This is a genomic window from Sphingomonas tabacisoli (assembly GCF_042678385.1).
Classification (GTDB): Bacteria; Pseudomonadota; Alphaproteobacteria; order Sphingomonadales; family Sphingomonadaceae; genus Sphingomonas_B; species Sphingomonas_B tabacisoli.
Genome location: NZ_JBHUDY010000001.1, coordinates 197,993 through 214,743, shown reverse-complemented (window position 1 = coordinate 214,743; position 16,751 = coordinate 197,993). Strand labels below are relative to the sequence as shown.

Sequence of the window (16,751 nt, the reverse complement as noted above, 5' to 3'; positions counted from 1 at the left end):
GTTCGTCGACGAAACAGCACGTTTCGTCGCTTCCGAGGCGAAACGAACGAGCAATTCCCGCTGGCCGCCAAATGGCTTAGACAGCGGCATGACCATTTCGGTGACCTACGCCTCCTATCTGGGGCTCGACACGCTGCTTTCCGCCCAGCACCCGCAATCCGACCGCCACGACGAGCTGCTGTTCATCATCATCCACCAGACCAAGGAGCTGTGGCTGAAGCAGATGATCGCCGAGCTCCGGCTCGCCAAGGCGCAGGTCCGCAGCGGCGCGCTCGTTCCCGCCTATAAGAGCCTGGCCCGCGTCTCCCGCATCCAGGCCGTGATGACGCTCAGCTGGGACGTGCTCGCGACGATGACGCCCAGCGACTATTCCCGCTTCCGCGGCGTGCTCGGCACCAGCTCGGGCTTCCAGTCGGACCAGTTCCGCACCGTCGAATATCTCCTCGGGCTGAAGGACGGCCGCTTCGTCGATTACCAGCAGGACCGCCCCGAGGCCGCCCGCGCCATGACCGAAGCTCTCGAGCAGCCGAGCCTGTGGGACGACGCCATCGCCGCGCTCGCCAGGGCCGGCTTCGACGTTCCCGCCGACAAGCTCGACCGCGACTGGACCCAGCCCTACGTGCCCGACCCGCAGGTCGCCGAAAGCTGGGCCGAGGTCTATCGTGACACGACGCGCTGGTGGGACCTCTATCAGCTCGCCGAAAAGCTGGTCGACCTCGACGACGCGCTCGCCACCTGGCGCCACAAGCATGTGCTGACCGTGGAGCGCATTATCGGCGGCAAGCCCGGCACCGGCGGCACCGCCGGCGTCCGCTACCTCCAGGAAACCGTGTCGAAACGCGCTTTCCCGGAACTCTGGTCGCTGAGGACGCTGCTTTGACCTACAAGCACCTGTTCCGCCGCGCGCTCGACGCCGCGCCGGAGCGGCTGCACCTCGCGGCGCACAGCCACCACCTCTGGCCCGATGCCAGTTTTGATGGCCATTATCAGGCGTGGGACGACGCCGCGCGCCTCGCCGACCGTAAATGGGACCGGATCATGGGCGAGATCTGGCCGCGCGCCCAGGCCGAGGTCGCCGCCGAACTCGGCCTGCTCGATCCCTCCACCATCGTCTTCGCACCGAACACGCACGAGCTGATCGTGCGGCTGGTCTCGGCGATCGAGCGGCCGCGGCCCTTGCGCGTGCTGGCGAGCGACGGCGAGTTCCACAGCTTCCGCCGCCAATCGGCGCGCTGGGAAGCTGCCGGCGAAATGACGGTCGAGCGCGTGCCCGTCGAGCCGCTCGCGACCTTCGCCGACCGCTTCCTCGCCGCGGCCGAACGCGCACCCTTCGACCTGATCTTCGTCAGCCATGTCATGTTCAACTCAGGGCTGGTCTTTGACGGCATCGAGCGCTTCGCCGCGCTGGCGGACCGCGAGCGCTGCTGGGTCGTGATCGACGGCTACCACGCCTTCATGGCGATCCCGAACGACTTGAGCGCCATTGCCGACCGCATTTTCTACACCGCCGGCGGCTATAAGTACGCGATGGCCGGCGAAGGCGTCGCCTTCCTCCACGCGCCGCCCGGCTTCGGACCGCGCCCGGTCAACACCGGCTGGTATGCCGAGTTCGACGACCTGTCGCTGCCGCCCGGCGCGGTCGGCTATGCGCCCGACGCCGGCCGCTTCATGGGCTCGACCTTCGACGCGTCCGGTCTCTACCGCTTCGTCGCGGTGCGCGGGATGCTCGCGGAGGAAGGGCTGACCACCGCTGCCATCGCCGCCCATGTCGCGACGCTCCAGGCCCAGCTTCTCCACGTCATCCGCGGCACCGCGCTTGCCGACGCGGAGCTGCTCAATCCATTGAGCGGAAGGCCCCACGCGCGCTTCCTCGCCTTCCGCTCGCCGCATGCCCAGCAGTGGAAGGAAACGCTTATGGCGCGCGACGTCGTCACCGATGTGCGCGGCGACGTCTTGCGGATCGGGCTCGGCCTGTATCACGATGAAGCCGATATCGCCCGTTTCGCAAAAGAGTCGCTGACGCTGCGCTAGACAGCGGATCGACAAGGGAGGAATGCCGATGAGCCTGACGATCGACCGCCGTTCGCTGGTGAAGGGAGGCGCGTTCGGGCTCGGCGCGCTGCTGATGCCGGGCGGCAGCGCCGCGATCGCGCAGATCATGGCGGCGCGCGGGTTCACCCATTCGGTCGCGAGCGGCGAGCCGTCGCAGGATTCGATCCTGCTCTGGACCCGCTACATCCCGGCGTCCGGTGACAGCGCGCATGTCACCGCCGAACTGTCCGAAACTCCCGATCTCGCCCGCCCGATCGCCGGCGGCTCGGTCATCACCGGCGCCTTCCGCGATTGGACCGCCAAGCTGACTGTCGCCGGCCTCCAGCCGGGCCGCTCCTACTATTACCGCTTCACCGCCAACGGCGATGTCTCACCCATCGGCCGCACCCGCACTTTGCCGGAAGGGCGCGTGCCCGAGTGGCGGATGGCGGTGTTCTCCTGCTCAAACCTGCCCTTCGGCTATTTTAACGCCTACGCCCACGCCGCCGCCCGCGACGATTTGCATCTGGCCGTCCACCTCGGCGACTATTTCTACGAGTACAAACGCGGCAGCTATCCGAGCGAGCGCGAGGCTGTCGCCGCCCGCATCCTCGAACCCGCAAACGAGCTGATCCAGCTCACCGACTACCGCACCCGCTACGCTTGCTATCGCGCCGACCCCGACCTCCAGGCGCTGCACGCCGCCCTGCCGATGATCGCTTCGGTCGACGATCACGAAACGGCCAACGACTCCTGGGAAGGCGGCGCCGAGAACTACAATCCCGGCGAAGGCGATTACACGCTCCGCAGGATCGCCGCGATGCAGGCCTGGCGCGAATGGATGCCGGTCTCCGATGAGCCGTTCAAGACCTATGAGATCGGCGATCTCGGCACCTATTTTCGTACCGAAACCCGGCTGCTGGGGCGCAGCGAACAGCCTTCGCTCGCCGCGCTGCTGAAAGGCGCGGCCGACCCGGTCGCCGTGCTCACTGCCTTCCGCGATGGTGCATGGATGGACCCGGCCCGCACCATGATGGGCTCGGAGCAGGAGGCGTGGCTGGCGGAAGCGCTCGGCCGCTCGGTCCGCGCCCGCAAACGGTGGCAGGTCGTCGGCGTCGGCACGATCGTCGGCAAGACGGTTGCCCCGCCCGAGACCGCCAACTGGGTGTCGCCGGACGCGCCCGACTATATCGTCGCGCGCGTAAAAACGGCCCTGCTCGCGGCGAAGGCGGGCCTGCCGAGCGACTTCGACAATTGGGGCGGCTATCCGGCGGCGCGGGCGCGGCTGCTGCGCTCGGCCCAGGCGGCCGGCGCCGACCTCGTCATGCTTGCCGGCGACAGCCACAATGCCTGGAGCTTCGAGCTGATGCAGGACGGCAAGCGCGCCGGCGTCGAGTTCGACGGCCAGAGCGTCACGTCGCCCGGCTACGAATCCACGTTCCGCAAGACGCCGCCGGCCGACATTTCCCGCGCGCTGATCCGTACCAACCCCGAGCTCAAATGGTGCCAGCCAAGCGGCCGCGGTTACATGACGTTGACGCTCACGCCCGAGGCGGCGACCAGCGAATGGCTGTTCATGGAAACTGTAGTGGGCCGCTCGCCCCAGATCGCAACCACCCACCGGATGCGCACCCGCGCTGGACGTATGACACTGGAAGCAGTCTAACCCATCTCCCATCGGGAGAGAGTGCCAAGTAAACAGCGCCCCGCGCTGTTTAGGTCATGCTGGGGGCATGACCGGCTTGGCACTGGGCCCGCTCGCGCAGCGAGTGGGAAGGTGAGGGTGAGGGCGACCAAGTTGCAGAACCACCACCCTCACCCCGCTCGGCTTCGCCGAGTCGACCCTCTCCCGATGGGAGAGGGTAATAGTTGCCCCCCGCCTCTTTTCGCCGCTAAAGACGTTACACGTCCGGCATGCAGCCCCTTTCCCCCTTTCCCTGGCTCAGCGTCGCGGTCATCCTTGCGTTGATCGTGCTGAACGGCGCCTTCGCGATGTCGGAGCTGGCGATCGTCTCCGCGCGCAAGGCGCGGCTGCAGGCAATGGCGAAAATGGGCAAGCTCGGCGCCTCCGCGGCCCTCAAGCTGCAGGACGATCCCGGCCGTCTTCTCTCCACGGGCCAGATCGGCATCACCCTGATCAGCATCCTGACCGGCGCTTTCTCCGGCGCCAGCCTAGAGGTGCCGGTCGGCCAGCGGCTCGCGCTGATCGGCATCCCGGCGCACTACGGCTTCCTCGTCACGATCGCGGTCACCACCTATGTCTCGCTGATCATCGGGGAACTGGTCCCCAAGCAATTCGCGCTCCGCACACCGGAGCAGATCGCCGCGCTCGCTGCCCTGCCGTTCGACTGGCTGGCGCGCATCACCGCGCCGGTCGTGTGGCTGTTGGATCGCTCCAGCGCGCTGATCTTCCGCCTCCTCGGCCTGAAGCGGGAGGCTGAGCGCCACGTCACGGCCGAGGAACTCCACCTCGTCGTCGCCGAGGCCAGCAAGTCCGGCGTGATCGAGGAAAGCGAGCGTGCGATCATCTCGGGCGTCGTCCGCCTCGCCGACCGGCCGGTGCGCGAGGTGATGACACCGCGCACCGCAATCGACTGGATCGACATCGACGCCGATCCCGATCGCGTCCGCCAGCATCTGATCGACAGCCCGCACACGCGCGTGCCTGTGGCCGAAGGCTCGGTCGACCAGATCGTCGGCGTGCTGCAGAGCCGCGATGTCGTCGCCGCCCTGCTCGAAGGCCGCACGCTCGACCTGCGCGCGCTGATGCGGCCTCTGCTCGTCGTCCCCGACCAGGTCGATGCGATGGACGCGCTCCACACGCTTCGCCGCGCCGACGTGCCGATGGTGTTAGTGCAGGACGAATATGGCCATCTCGAAGGGCTGCTCACCCCCGCGGACCTGTTCGCGGCGCTCGCCGGCCGTTTCGCCTTCGACGAGGACGAAGGCACCGATCCCGATTGCATCGAGCGCGAGGACGGCAGCCTGCTCGTTTCCGGCTCGCTGCCCGCCGACGTGCTCGCCGAAAAACTGGACCTGACGCTTCCCGACGATCGCGACTATGCGACCACGGCCGGCTTCGCCCTCGCCGCGCTCCGCCATCTGCCGACCGTGGGCGAGCGGTTCGAGGAGCAGGGCTGGCGCTTCGAGATCGTCGACATGGACGGCCGCAAGATCGACAAATTGATGGTCTCGCCTGCCGAGGACTAATGCTTGCGGGGAATGAGGTGGAGCGCCCCCGCGATCGCCCCGCCGACGACCAGCCCGACCAGTCCCGACCCGACCGCCGTCACCGCCCAGCCCGCGAGCCCGCCGCCCGCGCTTTCGGCAAGGCCGTGGAGCGCGTGCGGCAGTGCTTCGAGCCCGAACACTTCCAGCCCGTGCATCAGGATGCCGCCGCCGACCCAGATCATCGCTGCCACGCCGATCGTGGAGAGCGCTCCCAGAACCACCGGCATCGCCTGCACCAGCCCGCGCCCGACGGCGCGCGTCGCGCCGCTCCGTCGGCCGGCCAGGTGCAGCCCGATATCGTCCATCTTCACGATCAGCCCGACCACGCCATAGACCGCGACGGTGATTGCAACGCCCACCAGCGCCAGCGCCAGGCCTTGCGTCAACAACGGCCGCCCGGCGAGCGACGCCAGCGCGATCGCCATGATCTCGGCCGACAGGATGAAGTCGGTGCGCACCGCCCCCTTCACCATGTCGCCTTCGCTCTCCGGCGCCTCGGCGAGCACCGGCGTGTCGTCGTGGACGCCCTGCACCGCCTCGATCAGCTTCTCGACGCCCTCGAAGCTGAGGTATGCGCCGCCCAGCATCAGCAGCGGCGTGATCGCCCACGGCGCGAACGCGGTCAGGATCAGCGCCGCGGGCAGCAGGATGACGAGCTTGTTGACCAGCGAGCCCCTGGCGATCCGCGCGACGATCGGCAGCTCGCGGTCGGGCGTGACGCCGGCGACGAAGCGCGGCGTCACCGCGGTGTCGTCCACCACCACGCCCGCCGCCTTCGCGCCCGCCTTGCCCGCCGCCGCGCCGACATCGTCCAGCGACGCCGCCGCCAGCTTGGCGATCGCCGCCACGTCGTCGAGCAATGCGAATAATCCTGAAGCCATGCGCCGTCCTAGCGTCTCGGCCCTGAAAGAAAAGCTGTCCTACACATAACCATATCGGTTATCACGTTCGGTCATGCAGAACCGCACGCCCCTGCTGCCGGACCAGCGCCCGCCGATCCCGGACTTCACGCCCGTCCCTCGCAAATACCGGCATGACGGCTGGACGCCGGAGCGGCAGCGGGCGTTCATCCGGGCGCTTGCCGAAACCGGATCGGTGAAGCACGCGGCCAATCGCATCAACATGGCGGAGGAGGGCGCGTATCAGCTCCGCCTCGCCCCCGGCAGCGAAGGCTTCCGCAAGGCCTGGGAAGCCGCGCTCGATTTCGGCGTCCAGGACCTGGTCGACATCGCCCTCGAGCGCGCCCGCGACGGCGTGCCCGTCCCCGTCTTCCACAAGGGCGAGCAGGTCGGCGAGCGCCGCTGGTACAACGACCGGCTGCTGATGTTCCTGCTGAAGCACCACATGCCGAGCCGGTACGGCGCAGACCTGCACCCCGGCACAAGGCGCTACGGCACAGGCGCGGACGAGGACGACGATCCGGACGGCGAAAAGGCGCTGGAGGTGATCCGCGAGCGGGTCGATCGCCTGCGCGAGCGCCTGATCGCCGATTACCGGGAAAGCAGTGCCCAGGCCCGCCGCGCCTTCTACGACCGCTACGCCCACGATCCCGCCAAACGCGCCGCCTGGGAAACCCTCCACGACCGCCCGCTCGAATCGCTGCTGGAGGAAGGCGCGGGCCCCAGCGAAGCCGAGCTCAGGGCCAGCAACGCCGAACACTGGCCGCTGCTGGAGAATTGGCGGTCCGAGCCGGACGACTAAGGAGCGATCGCCAAAGCGATCCAGCGCCTTAATCGACGACCAGCGAGGACCCCGGCCGGCCTCGCCTGCAGCGAGGACCGACGGCACGGGATTCACTCCCGTGCCCTCCTCCCTTCTTCGTCACCTCGGACTTGATCCGGGGCCCAGCTTCTTTTTCCCGTCCACTCGTCACCACCCCCCGGGAACCACACCCTCCCCCACGGATTCTCCCCGCAGACTCAAGGAGAACCGCCATGACCAGCAAACGCGAGCTCATCGATACCGGCACCGACAAGCGCTATGTGCGCCGCGACGAACAGGGCCGTTTCAAGGAAGTGGTGGACCAGGGCCGCTCCCTCTCCGCCGACGCGCGCCACGACGCCAAGACCAAGGTCAAGCCGGGTCAGGGGGATAAGGGCGACCGGTGAGCCCCGAGAGTAAGGAGCGGTTGCGCAGCAATTAGGCGAGGAGCCCGGCCTCGTCCTCAGCCAGCCGAAGGACAAGGGGCGACGGCGCGAGATTCACTCCATTCTGTCACGACATTTAATCCGTTTCGGACCAACCTGCTCCGGGTCAAAACCCAAAAGAACAAGAATGGAACAAAAAGTGACTTCACGACGCTAAACACTACGTATAGTGTCATGCGCAAGCCCAATAGGGCAAAGGGAGGTCAAATGCGCAGCGTCGAAATGTTCACCGGCTGTGGCGGTCTCGCCATGGGCCTCTCCCGTATTGGTTTCCACCACGATCTTCTGGTCGAATGGAATAAGGATGCGGTTGAGACGGTTCGGCACAATCAAGAACTTTGCGTCGAGCATGTGCGTGACTGGCCTATCGAACGTCGCGACGTTCGCGAAATCAGTTGGCGCCAATTCGCTGGGGCGGATCTCGTTGCTGGCGGTCCTCCGTGCCAACCGTTCTCGATTGGCGGAAAGCACGGAGGCAACAATGATCACCGTGATATGTGGCCCCAGGCAATCCGTGCCGTGCGCGAGGTGCAGCCCCGAGCATTCCTATTCGAGAACGTGCGCGGTCTGACCCGCAGGGCATTCGCGGGCTATCTCGACTCAATCGTGTCGGGATTGACGCGGCCGGGCCCCGGTATCCGTTATGAGGTTGCTGTCCTGAACGTGAATGCTGCCGATTTCGGTGCGGCTCAAAAGCGCCATCGCGTTGTAATCGCCGGGCTGCGTGCGGACACAGTGGGGAGCGTTCCCATTGTGAGGCCATTCCCCACGCACAGTCATGACCGTCTACTGTGGGAGCAGTTTGTCACGGGACAGTACTGGGATGAACACGGGCTGCCTCGCAACCTCAACAGCTTCGACAAATTGGACGCCGTAAGAGTTCGTCGTCTTCGCGAACAAATGATTGAGCCATCCGGCAAACGCTGGGTGACGGTACGTGACGCGCTCCACGGCTTGGGTGAACCGAATGGCGAAAACAATCACGTCTTTCAGCCCGGCGCCCGCGTCTACAAAGGACACACCGGCAGTCCGCTAGACCAGCCGGCTAAGGCTCTTAAAGCTGGCGATCATGGCGTGCCAGGCGGCGAAAACATGATGGTCCGAGACGATGGAAGTGTGCGCTATTTTACGATTCGCGAGGCAGCAAGACTCCAAGGATTGCCAGACGACTACTCTTTTCCTCGTTCGTGGACGGAGAGCATGCGCCAGTTGGGTAATGCCGTCCCGGTTGAACTAGCCCAAGCTATTGGCGGATGGATGCATCGCATTTTGTCGACTGACGGAGGCAAGGCCGCTATCGCCGCCTGATGGACGAAAACCACTTACTGGAGACGCCTGCGGCGACAATAATTGAGCCGGCTCCAGCCGGATACGTCGAATATGAAATAGATATCGAGAAGGTGCTTCGCACGGAACTGCCCAGCGTTGTCGCCAGCATAGAGCTTGCGCCACTGACGGCCGCTTATGTCAACAATATCCCAGAAGGATCGAAGGGCGCCTACGTCCTCTTTCTCAATGGATTTCCTGTTTATGCAGGCAAGACGGACACTCGGCACGGCTTTCGCGATCGATTGAACCGACATGCTTTTACCATCCAAAATCGTCGGAATTTGGACCCGGGGCAAATTGGCTTCAAGGCAATCCGTATTTTGGTTTTTTCCAACTTCGATGTTGAGGCAATACTGATTGACGCAATGCGAAGGGCTGATGCAAGCGCCCTTGCATGGAACGATAGTGGATTTGGATCGAACGATCCGGGCCACAATCGAGAAGGACAGCGACCGGCCAACTTCGACGTCGACTATCCCATTAACATAGACCGTCCACTACATCTGATGCCTTCAGGGTCGTACGATGTGCTGATGCTGCTCATTTCCCTTAAGCAGCATTTGCCGTATGATTTCCGCTACGAGACTGACCTGCGGGCTGGTTCCGATAAACCTTCGCATTACCGTGTTGGCCATGCAGACCATCGAGTTGCGGCCATGGTTCAGGTTGAAGATGATGACACAACGCGCTCTCTGCTGTGCAAAATCATGACAGCATTGCCGGTGGGCTGGCGCACTACGGTGTTTCCTGGGCGACTCATCCTATACAAAGAGAACACGACCTATCGATACGCGTTGGAGAGTTTCACCGCTTGAAAGCGGTCCGTCCACCGCTCAGCCGCTCCGAAGTGATGGCGCGAGTGAAGGGAAGGGACACCCGTCCAGAGCTTCGCGTTCGTCGCGCTCTACATCTCGCCGGCCTACGATACAGACTTCAGGCAAGAGAACTCACTGGGCGGCCCGACATTGTATTTCGGCGAGCGCGCATCGCGATATTCGTTCATGGGTGCTTCTGGCATAGGCATTCTGGATGCGAACATGCCAGAATGCCCAAATCGCGGCCCGAGTTTTGGGAACCCAAACTCAGCGCGAATAAGGAACGCGACGAGCGCAATCGCAAGCAGTTGGAGGCGGAGGGCTGGATCGTAATAACCATATGGGAATGCGAGACAAGGGACAGCGCCGCACTACAGGAATTCGTCAACCGCATCCAAAAGCTCGTTAGAAGTCAAGCACTCCTGTATTCGCGATGACGCTCATATCGGCAGCCGCCGATTCCGCGAGCAACGCCCGCGTCATGGGTAGCGCGCTTGTCGTTCCAGCCACACGGCCCGGCCGGTACATATAAGGTTGGCGCGGAATGCGCTGGGCGCAGGTTTCGATCGCGGCGAGAAGGCGCTCTGCGGCGGCGAAATCGTGGTCCGCGATGTACTGGAATATCTGCCTTGATTCCGCGCGCGCCTCTTCGCGCCAGATCAGGTTCAGCACTCGGGGCGTTTGCGCTTTGCGTTCTCGATGATCGCACGCATTTCGGCCATCACCTCGTCGTGCGGCACCGGCGGGCGCGGGTCGGCGAGCGACGCCGCCACCTTCTCTTTCAGCCACGCCAGATAGGCGGCTTCCTCTTCGGCAGAGCCGAACTCGGAGACAATGGGGGAGTAGGCGTTCATGGCAGTAGAATAAACGATATCACTTACAGGTTGCAAATCGCTGGAGAACGCCGCGGGCAAAGCCCGCGTCGTCGGTCGCGCTCGTGGCGCGCCGGCCGGTGACGCCGCTTAACCTCGTCTAACTCGGCGATTGCTGCGCAATTCCATCCTTAGCCTCAGGCGTCGTCACCCATCCTCAACGCCGCAATAAAGGCCTCCTGCGGAATCTGCACGGAGCCGTATTCCCGCATCCGCTTCTTGCCTTCCTTCTGCTTCTCCAGCAGCTTCCGCTTGCGCGTGATATCGCCGCCATAGCATTTGGCGGTCACGTCCTTGCGCAGCGCCGCGATCGTCTCGCGGGCGATCACCTTGCCGCCGATCGCGGCCTGGATCGGGATCTTGAACAGGTGGCGCGGGATCAGGTCCTTCAGCCGCTCGCACATGCCGCGGCCGCGGGTTTCGGCGGTGCCGCGGTGGACGATCATGCTGAGCGCATCGACGGGCTCGTTGTTCACCAGGATCGACATCTTGACCAGATCGCCCTCGCGATAGCCGATCTGGTGATAATCGAAGCTCGCATAGCCGCGGCTGATCGATTTCAGCCGGTCGTAAAAGTCGAACACCACTTCATTCAGCGGCAGCTCGTAGGTGAGCTGGGCGCGGCCGCCGACATAGGTCAGGTTCTTCTGGATGCCGCGCCGGTCCTGGCACAGCTTCAGGATCGCGCCCAGATATTCGTCGGGCACATAGATGGTCGCCTCGATCCACGGCTCCTCGATCGTGTCGATCTTGTTCGGGTCCGGCATGTCGGCGGGGTTGTGAAGCTCGATCGTGCGCGCTTCCGCCTCGCCGGCCGAGCGCGTGAGCTGCAGGCGATAGACGACGCTGGGCGCCGTCGTGATCAGGTCCAGGTCGTATTCGCGGGTCAGCCGCTCCTGGATGATCTCGAGGTGGAGGAGGCCGAGGAACCCGCAGCGGAAGCCGAAGCCGAGCGCGGCCGAGGTTTCCATCTCGAAGCTGAAGCTGGCGTCGTTCAGGCGCAGCTTCGAGATCGATTCGCGCAGCTTCTCGAAGTCGTTGGCATCGGTCGGGAACAGGCCGCAGAACACGACCGGCTGCACTTCCTTGAAGCCCGGGAGCGGGGCGTCGGCGGGGCGGCGGGCGTCGGTCAGCGTGTCGCCGACGCGGGCCTGCGCCACGTCCTTGATCTGCGCGGTGATGAATCCGATTTCGCCGGGGCCGAGCTCGGTGAGCTGCTCGATCTTGGGGCGGAAGCAGCCGACGCGGTCGATCAGATGCATGGTGCCGGCCTGCATGAACTTGATCTGCTGGCCTTTCTTCAGCGTGCCGTCGATCACGCGGACCAGGATCACGACGCCCAGATACGGGTCGTACCAGCTATCGACCAGCATGGCTTTGAGCGGGGCGGCGGCGTCGCCCTTGGGGGGCGGGATTTTCTTTACGATCGCGTCCAGCACTTCGTCGATGCCGATGCCGGATTTGGCGCTGGCGAGCACCGCTTCGCTGGCGTCGAGGCCGATCACTTCCTCGATCTCGGCGCGGACACGTTCGGGTTCGGCGGCGGGCAGGTCGATCTTGTTGATGACGGGCACGATTTCATGGTCGTGCTCGATCGACTGATAGACATTGGCCAGCGTCTGCGCCTCGACGCCTTGCGCCGCGTCCACCACCAGCAGCGCGCCTTCGCAGGCGGCGAGGCTGCGGCTGACTTCATAGGCGAAGTCGACATGGCCCGGCGTGTCCATCAGGTTCAGAACGTATCCGTTCCAGTCCAGGCGGACGGTCTGGGCCTTGATCGTGATCCCGCGCTCCTTCTCAATGTCCATGTTATCAAGGACTTGGCTGGACATTTCGCGCTCGCTGAGGCCGCCCGTCCGCTGGATCAGCCGGTCGGCTAGGGTCGACTTGCCATGGTCGATATGAGCAATGATCGAGAAATTGCGGATCTTGTCGAGCGGAGTCATCGCGCGGCGCGTTAGCAGGGGCGGATGAACTGGGGAAGCGGATGAGCGAAGTGCGGATCGGCACGGCGGGTTGGGCAGTCCCGCGCCAGACGGCGGAGGCGTTCCCAAGCGACGGCAGCACGCTCGAACGCTACGCCGCCCGCTTCGACGCCGCCGAGATCAACTCGAGCTTCCATCGTTCCCACCGCCCTGAGACTTGGGAGCGGTGGGCGGCCAGCGTGCCGCCCGACTTCCGCTTCGCCGTCAAGCTGCCCAAGACGATCACCCACCAGCAGCGGCTCGTCGATTGCGACGCAATGCTGGCCCGCTTCGCAGAGGAGATCGCCCCCCTCGGCGAAAAACGCGGACCACTACTCGTGCAACTCCCGCCGAGCCTCGTCTTCGACAACGAGGTTGCCGAGACATTCTTCGCCACAGCCTCCTCAACCTTGGGCTGCGACATAGTCTGCGAACCGCGCCACCCGAGTTGGTTCGCTCCTGACGCTGACGCCTTCCTGCGCGATCTCCGCATCGCCCGCGTCGCCGCCGATCCGGCGCCAGTGCCGGAAGCGCAGCAGCCCGGCGGTTGGCCCGGCCTAATCTATGTCCGCCTGCACGGATCGCCCCGAACCTATTGGTCGCACTATGACGAGTCGGCGCTGAGGGACTGGGCGGAGCGTGTCGGGCCGTTCGTCCGGCAAGGCATTCCAACATGGATCATCTTCGACAACACCGCCGGCGGCGGCGCGGCTGGAAATGCGCTTCGCTTCCGTGATTTGTTGGCTGAGTAGCGCGCAAAGCCCGTCGCAATCCGGCGCGTTCTGCATTATCGTCGATGAAAAGGGGTCGCACATCGCAAGTCCTGTGACCGGGGTCACTCATCCGTGGCTTCGGCCGCGCTAGGGCGCATGCCGGAAAACACGGCACGCCTGGGTTTAGGGAGACTTTGAAGTGCGCACTCTGATTTCGACTTTCGCTGCCGCGGCCCTGCTTGCGACCGCCCCCGCCGCGGCGCAGACCGCAATGTCTTCGTCAGGCAAGACCTACAAGGACGGCACGACCAAAGGCGCGTCGTCCGGCCGTCGCGATCAGGAACGGGCGGAGCGGCAGATCCCGGTCTGCACCCGCAAGCTCGGCAGCGTCGCGATCGTCGAGCCGGACAATCAATGGTGGCGCGAGCTGAACCTCGGCAGCCCCGAGGCGATCCTGAAGGTGTTCGTGCAGCAGTCCGGCTGCTTCACCATCGTCAACCGCGGCCGTTCGATGCAAAGCCGCAACCTGGAACGCGCAATGGCCGATTCGGGCGAGTTGCAGCGCGGCTCCAACCTCGGCAAGGGCCAGGTGAAGGCGGCCGACTATTTCCTGCAGCCCGACATCGTCAGCTCGAACAAGAATTCGGGCGGCGGCGGCGTGGGTGCTGCCCTTGGCGGCTTCCTCGGACGGGGTAGCGGCTTCGGATCGTTGCTCGGCGGCATTTCGGTCAAGAAGTCCGAAGCGAACGTGACGCTCTCGATCGTCAACGCCCGCACGACCGAGGAAGAAGCGCTGACCCAGGGCTATGCGCGCAAGTCGGACGTCAGCTTCGGCGGCGGCGGCGGAGCGGGCTGGTGGGGTGGCTTCGCGGCGGCCGGGGGCGGCGGCTATCAGGATACCGAGATCGGCCAGGTGATCGTGCTCGCCTATCTCGACGCCTATACCAAGCTCGTCACCCAGCTTGGCGGCCTGCCGACCAACGCGGCTGCCGCGGCACCCCAGGCGCGCTAGGCGATGCCGCGCTGAGCGAGATCGGGGAAGCAGCCGCGCTCGGCCGCTTCCCCGATTGCTTTCATCGCATTCTCGAACCGGTCTTCGCCGTGCCCGCCGACCATCGTCCAGGGCACATGCCGGCGTTCAAGCTCGGCTCGGCACAGATCGAAGAACTTGGCGCGGAGACCTTCGGTGCCGAACATGCGCGTCCCGTCCGGAATCCACGGCAGATCGACGTCGAACATCACGTAGAAATCGGCGGTGTCGGTGAAGCGGTCGAACCAGGGATCGCGTTCGCCGAACAGCATTTCAGCCCAAACAGCCGTCATCAACGGATCGGTGTCGAGAATGACCCAAGGCGGCCGGCGGTTCAGCGCCGCCCGCGTGTCGGCCATATGGCCTTTCGCGATCGCGACAAGATCGGTCATCGTGAAACCGATGCCCTTCGCTTCCGACCATGTGCGACCGAATTCGGGGACGTAGATGCCGCCCAGCGCCTCCGCAATGCGCGGTCCCAGCGTCGATTTGCCGGTGCTTTCCGGCCCATGCAGGCAAACGGTGCGCGTCATGCCGCGGGCAGTTCGTCAGCCGCGCGCAGGCGCGCCTTGCGCCAGCTCGCGAGTCCCACAGCGGACATGATCAGGAAAACGGCGTAGAGAAAAGCGGTCAGCATCAGGCCTTTGGCCGCATAGACACCGATCGCCACCGCGTCGACAGCAATCCACAAAATCCAATTCTCCAAATAGCGCCGCGCCATCAGCAACTGCGCGGCAACGCTGGTCATCGCGATGAACGCGTCCCACCAAGGCAGCGCCGCACTGGTGAAGCGGTGCATCAGCGCCCCCCAGGCGAGGGTCGCAACGGCGATCCCCGCCAACCACAAGGCGCGACCCGCAGCAGGCAGCAGCAGCACTTCCACTTCGCCGCTTGCTGCTTCCGACCGCGCCCAGTTCCACCAGCCGTACAACTGCACGACGAAGAAGAAGAGCTGCAGCCCCGCGTCGCTATACAGCCGCACGTCCGGCTGCGCGAACAGCCAGGCGTAGATTGCGACCATCGCCAGACCGAATGGATAGTTCCACACGCTCCGCCGCACGATCAGCCCGATATTGACCAGGCCGAGCAACGTGGCCAGCGCTTCCAACGGGTTCACTGACGTCGGAGTAAGCACGACCTCAGCGGCTGTCCAGACAGGCGCGACGAAGGTTGCGATCCGTTCGACCGCGGGCAGGGTTGCGCTTGCAAATCCGTCCGTTAGCATCCGCGGCAAAGGGCGGGAGAGCCGAATGCGCCACGTCGCGGTGATTGGGTCGGGTCCGGCAGGCTTCTACACGGCGGAAGCGGCGCTGAAAGCGTTTGGCGGCGGCGTATGCGTCGATTTGATCGACCGGCTGCCCGTTCCTTATGGCCTGATCCGCTTCGGGGTCGCTCCCGACCACCAATCGATCAAGGCAGTGTCGAAGCGCTACGAGCAGGTTGCGCTCTCGCCGCACGTCCGTTTCGTCGGCAATGTAAGCGTCGGCGACGACGTATCGATCCCTGAACTGCAGTCGCTCTACGACGCCGTCGTGCTGGCGACGGGCGCGCCGGCCGACCGGCCGCTCGGCATTCCGGGGGACGACCTGCCCGGCGTGGTCGGGTCGGCGGCATTCGTCGGGTGGTATAACGGCCATCCCGAGTTCACCGAGCTAAACCCGACGCTGGAGGGACCGGGCGCGGTGGTGGTTGGCAACGGCAATGTCGCGCTCGACGTTGCCCGCATTTTGTCAAAGACCCGCGGCGAGTTTTCCGGCGCGGACATCACCGCGCATGCACTCGAAGCGCTCGAACGCTCGGGCATCGTGCGGGTGACGCTGCTGGGCCGGCGCGGACCGCATCAGATCGCGATGACGCCGAAGGAACTGGGCGAGCTCGGCCATCTCGACCGTGCCCAACCCCATGTCGATCCCGCCGACCTGCCCGATCCCGGCGCCGACGTGCTGCTGGAACCCGGCATGCGCAAATCGGTCGGCCATTTGCGCGAGTTCGCCGCCGTGCCCCCGGCGGGCAAGCCGGTAACGGTCGAGTTCGACTTCTTCGCCATGCCGATCGCGATCGAAGGCGACGGCCGCGCCGAGCGCGTGATCGTCGAGCGCACCCGCTTGGACGAAGAACTGCGCTCGGTCCCGACCGGCGAAACCTATGTGATCCCGGCTTCGCTGGTGGTGAGTTGCATCGGCTACAAGACGCCGCCGATCGATGGCGTGCCATACGAGCATGGCCGCGGGCGGTTCGCGAACAGCGAGGGCCGTATCCTGCCGGGGCTTTACTGCGTCGGCTGGGCGCGCCGCGGCCCGACGGGCACGATCGGCACGAACCGGCCCGACGGTTATGCGATCGTCGACCTGATCGCGGCCGACATCGATGGCGACAGCGGCAAGGCAGGGCCCGACGGGCTCGACGCATTGCTCGCCAGCCGGGGCGCCGACGTCGTGACTTTTAGCGATTGGCAGAAGATCGAGGCCGCCGAGGCCGCACGGGCGCGGAGCGGCGCGCCGCGCGAGAAATTCGTCTCGATCGAGGAAATGATCGAAGTCGCCCATCCCCCCGCTTGAAAGCCGTGCAAGCCCCCGCTATGGGCGCACCTCTTGCCTCCCCGGGCGCTTGTCGCCCGGT

The 16,751-nt window shown here is 65.1% G+C and carries 18 protein-coding genes; 12 read left to right on the top strand and 6 right to left on the bottom strand.

Annotated elements, in window-relative coordinates:
* Nucleotides 1-88 precede the first annotated feature (88 nt).
* From ACFSCW_RS01245 to ACFSCW_RS01230, 4 genes are all read left to right on the top strand, one after another.
* Nucleotides 89-880 (top strand): tryptophan 2,3-dioxygenase, encoded by a 792-nt coding sequence (locus tag ACFSCW_RS01245; protein ID WP_380886075.1) that lies wholly within the window; start codon nucleotides 89-91, stop codon nucleotides 878-880.
* Nucleotides 877-2,031, top strand: a complete 1,155-nt coding sequence (locus ACFSCW_RS01240) for an aminotransferase class V-fold PLP-dependent enzyme (protein WP_380886073.1) — start codon at nucleotides 877-879, stop codon at nucleotides 2,029-2,031. Before ACFSCW_RS01245 ends, ACFSCW_RS01240 begins: the two co-directional genes overlap by 4 nt.
* A gap of 28 nt (nucleotides 2,032-2,059) precedes the next feature.
* A complete protein-coding gene (locus ACFSCW_RS01235) occupies nucleotides 2,060-3,697 on the top strand; it encodes an alkaline phosphatase D family protein (RefSeq protein ID WP_380886071.1) in 1,638 nt (545 codons plus the stop codon).
* Nucleotides 3,698-3,945: 248 nt separating this feature from the next.
* Complete coding sequence (locus ACFSCW_RS01230; RefSeq protein WP_380886069.1) at nucleotides 3,946-5,241, top strand: hemolysin family protein; 1,296 nt, start codon at nucleotides 3,946-3,948, stop codon at nucleotides 5,239-5,241.
* Here ACFSCW_RS01230 and ACFSCW_RS01225 read toward each other — a convergent pair.
* Nucleotides 5,238-6,143, bottom strand: a complete 906-nt coding sequence (locus ACFSCW_RS01225) for a DUF808 domain-containing protein (RefSeq protein ID WP_380886067.1) — start codon at nucleotides 6,141-6,143, stop codon at nucleotides 5,238-5,240. The genes ACFSCW_RS01230 and ACFSCW_RS01225 overlap by 4 nt on opposite strands.
* A 73-nt stretch (nucleotides 6,144-6,216) precedes the next feature.
* Between ACFSCW_RS01225 and ACFSCW_RS01220 the strand changes: the two genes are divergently transcribed.
* From ACFSCW_RS01220 to ACFSCW_RS01200, 5 genes are all read left to right on the top strand, one after another.
* The gene (locus tag ACFSCW_RS01220) at nucleotides 6,217-6,963 is read left to right on the top strand and encodes a hypothetical protein (RefSeq protein ID WP_380886065.1); all 747 of its coding nucleotides are present in this window, start codon (nucleotides 6,217-6,219) and stop codon (nucleotides 6,961-6,963) included.
* Nucleotides 6,964-7,196: 233 nt separating this feature from the next.
* The gene (locus ACFSCW_RS01215; protein WP_380886063.1) at nucleotides 7,197-7,370 is read left to right on the top strand and encodes a hypothetical protein; all 174 of its coding nucleotides are present in this window, start codon (nucleotides 7,197-7,199) and stop codon (nucleotides 7,368-7,370) included.
* 246 nt (nucleotides 7,371-7,616) lie between these two features.
* Nucleotides 7,617-8,717: a DNA cytosine methyltransferase gene (locus ACFSCW_RS01210; protein WP_380886061.1), complete on the top strand. Its 1,101-nt coding sequence runs from the start codon at nucleotides 7,617-7,619 to the stop codon at nucleotides 8,715-8,717.
* Nucleotides 8,717-9,553: a GIY-YIG nuclease family protein gene (locus ACFSCW_RS01205; protein WP_380886059.1), complete on the top strand. Its 837-nt coding sequence runs from the start codon at nucleotides 8,717-8,719 to the stop codon at nucleotides 9,551-9,553. The genes ACFSCW_RS01210 and ACFSCW_RS01205 overlap by 1 nt, the downstream gene beginning before the upstream one ends.
* Nucleotides 9,436-9,990 carry a very short patch repair endonuclease gene (locus tag ACFSCW_RS01200; RefSeq protein ID WP_380886057.1) on the top strand — a complete coding sequence of 185 codons (555 nt, stop codon included), beginning with the start codon at nucleotides 9,436-9,438 and terminating at the stop codon, nucleotides 9,988-9,990. Before ACFSCW_RS01205 ends, ACFSCW_RS01200 begins: the two co-directional genes overlap by 118 nt.
* Here the strand turns inward: ACFSCW_RS01200 and ACFSCW_RS01195 are convergent.
* The 3 genes from ACFSCW_RS01195 to lepA all read right to left on the bottom strand — a co-directional run bounded on the left by ACFSCW_RS01195 (nucleotide 9,959) and on the right by lepA (nucleotide 12,371).
* Nucleotides 9,959-10,225, bottom strand: a complete 267-nt coding sequence (locus ACFSCW_RS01195; protein ID WP_380886055.1) for a type II toxin-antitoxin system RelE/ParE family toxin — start codon at nucleotides 10,223-10,225, stop codon at nucleotides 9,959-9,961. The genes ACFSCW_RS01200 and ACFSCW_RS01195 overlap by 32 nt on opposite strands.
* Complete coding sequence (gene relB, locus ACFSCW_RS01190) at nucleotides 10,219-10,407, bottom strand: type II toxin-antitoxin system RelB family antitoxin (RefSeq protein WP_380886053.1); 189 nt, start codon at nucleotides 10,405-10,407, stop codon at nucleotides 10,219-10,221. The genes ACFSCW_RS01195 and relB overlap by 7 nt, the downstream gene beginning before the upstream one ends.
* A 155-nt stretch (nucleotides 10,408-10,562) precedes the next feature.
* Nucleotides 10,563-12,371, bottom strand: a complete 1,809-nt coding sequence (gene lepA, locus ACFSCW_RS01185) for a translation elongation factor 4 (protein ID WP_380886051.1) — start codon at nucleotides 12,369-12,371, stop codon at nucleotides 10,563-10,565.
* Nucleotides 12,372-12,412: 41 nt separating this feature from the next.
* On the opposite strand from lepA, the gene ACFSCW_RS01180 reads away from it, so the two are divergent.
* Together ACFSCW_RS01180 and ACFSCW_RS01175 are read left to right on the top strand one after the other, a co-directional pair.
* Nucleotides 12,413-13,141 carry a DUF72 domain-containing protein gene (locus ACFSCW_RS01180; protein WP_380886050.1) on the top strand — a complete coding sequence of 243 codons (729 nt, stop codon included), beginning with the start codon at nucleotides 12,413-12,415 and terminating at the stop codon, nucleotides 13,139-13,141.
* A gap of 232 nt (nucleotides 13,142-13,373) precedes the next feature.
* Nucleotides 13,374-14,114, top strand: a complete 741-nt coding sequence (locus ACFSCW_RS01175; protein ID WP_380889969.1) for a CsgG/HfaB family protein — start codon at nucleotides 13,374-13,376, stop codon at nucleotides 14,112-14,114.
* Here ACFSCW_RS01175 and ACFSCW_RS01170 read toward each other — a convergent pair.
* Complete coding sequence (locus ACFSCW_RS01170; protein ID WP_380886049.1) at nucleotides 14,111-14,665, bottom strand: AAA family ATPase; 555 nt, start codon at nucleotides 14,663-14,665, stop codon at nucleotides 14,111-14,113. The two genes, ACFSCW_RS01175 and ACFSCW_RS01170, sit on opposite strands and share 4 nt — an antisense overlap.
* Complete coding sequence (pnuC, locus tag ACFSCW_RS01165; protein WP_380886047.1) at nucleotides 14,662-15,249, bottom strand: nicotinamide riboside transporter PnuC; 588 nt, start codon at nucleotides 15,247-15,249, stop codon at nucleotides 14,662-14,664. The genes ACFSCW_RS01170 and pnuC overlap by 4 nt, the downstream gene beginning before the upstream one ends.
* A gap of 133 nt (nucleotides 15,250-15,382) precedes the next feature.
* On the opposite strand from pnuC, the gene ACFSCW_RS01160 reads away from it, so the two are divergent.
* Nucleotides 15,383-16,690, top strand: a complete 1,308-nt coding sequence (locus ACFSCW_RS01160) for an FAD-dependent oxidoreductase (RefSeq protein WP_380886045.1) — start codon at nucleotides 15,383-15,385, stop codon at nucleotides 16,688-16,690.
* Nucleotides 16,691-16,751 lie beyond the last annotated feature (61 nt).

Coding starts and splice junctions, on each gene's coding strand:
- ACFSCW_RS01180 (WP_380886050.1), top strand. CDS start 12,413: ATGAGCGAAGTGCGGATCGGCACGGCGGGTTGGGCAGTCCCGCGCCAG.
- relB (WP_380886053.1), bottom strand. CDS start 10,407: ATGAACGCCTACTCCCCCATTGTCTCCGAGTTCGGCTCTGCCGAAGAG.
- ACFSCW_RS01235 (WP_380886071.1), top strand. CDS start 2,060: ATGAGCCTGACGATCGACCGCCGTTCGCTGGTGAAGGGAGGCGCGTTC.
- ACFSCW_RS01170 (WP_380886049.1), bottom strand. CDS start 14,665: ATGACGCGCACCGTTTGCCTGCATGGGCCGGAAAGCACCGGCAAATCG.
- lepA (WP_380886051.1), bottom strand. CDS start 12,371: ATGACTCCGCTCGACAAGATCCGCAATTTCTCGATCATTGCTCATATC.
- ACFSCW_RS01245 (WP_380886075.1), top strand. CDS start 89: ATGACCATTTCGGTGACCTACGCCTCCTATCTGGGGCTCGACACGCTG.
- ACFSCW_RS01160 (WP_380886045.1), top strand. CDS start 15,383: ATGCGCCACGTCGCGGTGATTGGGTCGGGTCCGGCAGGCTTCTACACG.
- ACFSCW_RS01220 (WP_380886065.1), top strand. CDS start 6,217: ATGCAGAACCGCACGCCCCTGCTGCCGGACCAGCGCCCGCCGATCCCG.
- ACFSCW_RS01175 (WP_380889969.1), top strand. CDS start 13,374: ATGTCTTCGTCAGGCAAGACCTACAAGGACGGCACGACCAAAGGCGCG.
- ACFSCW_RS01230 (WP_380886069.1), top strand. CDS start 3,946: ATGCAGCCCCTTTCCCCCTTTCCCTGGCTCAGCGTCGCGGTCATCCTT.
- ACFSCW_RS01215 (WP_380886063.1), top strand. CDS start 7,197: ATGACCAGCAAACGCGAGCTCATCGATACCGGCACCGACAAGCGCTAT.
- ACFSCW_RS01225 (WP_380886067.1), bottom strand. CDS start 6,143: ATGGCTTCAGGATTATTCGCATTGCTCGACGACGTGGCGGCGATCGCC.
- ACFSCW_RS01205 (WP_380886059.1), top strand. CDS start 8,717: ATGGACGAAAACCACTTACTGGAGACGCCTGCGGCGACAATAATTGAG.
- ACFSCW_RS01210 (WP_380886061.1), top strand. CDS start 7,617: ATGCGCAGCGTCGAAATGTTCACCGGCTGTGGCGGTCTCGCCATGGGC.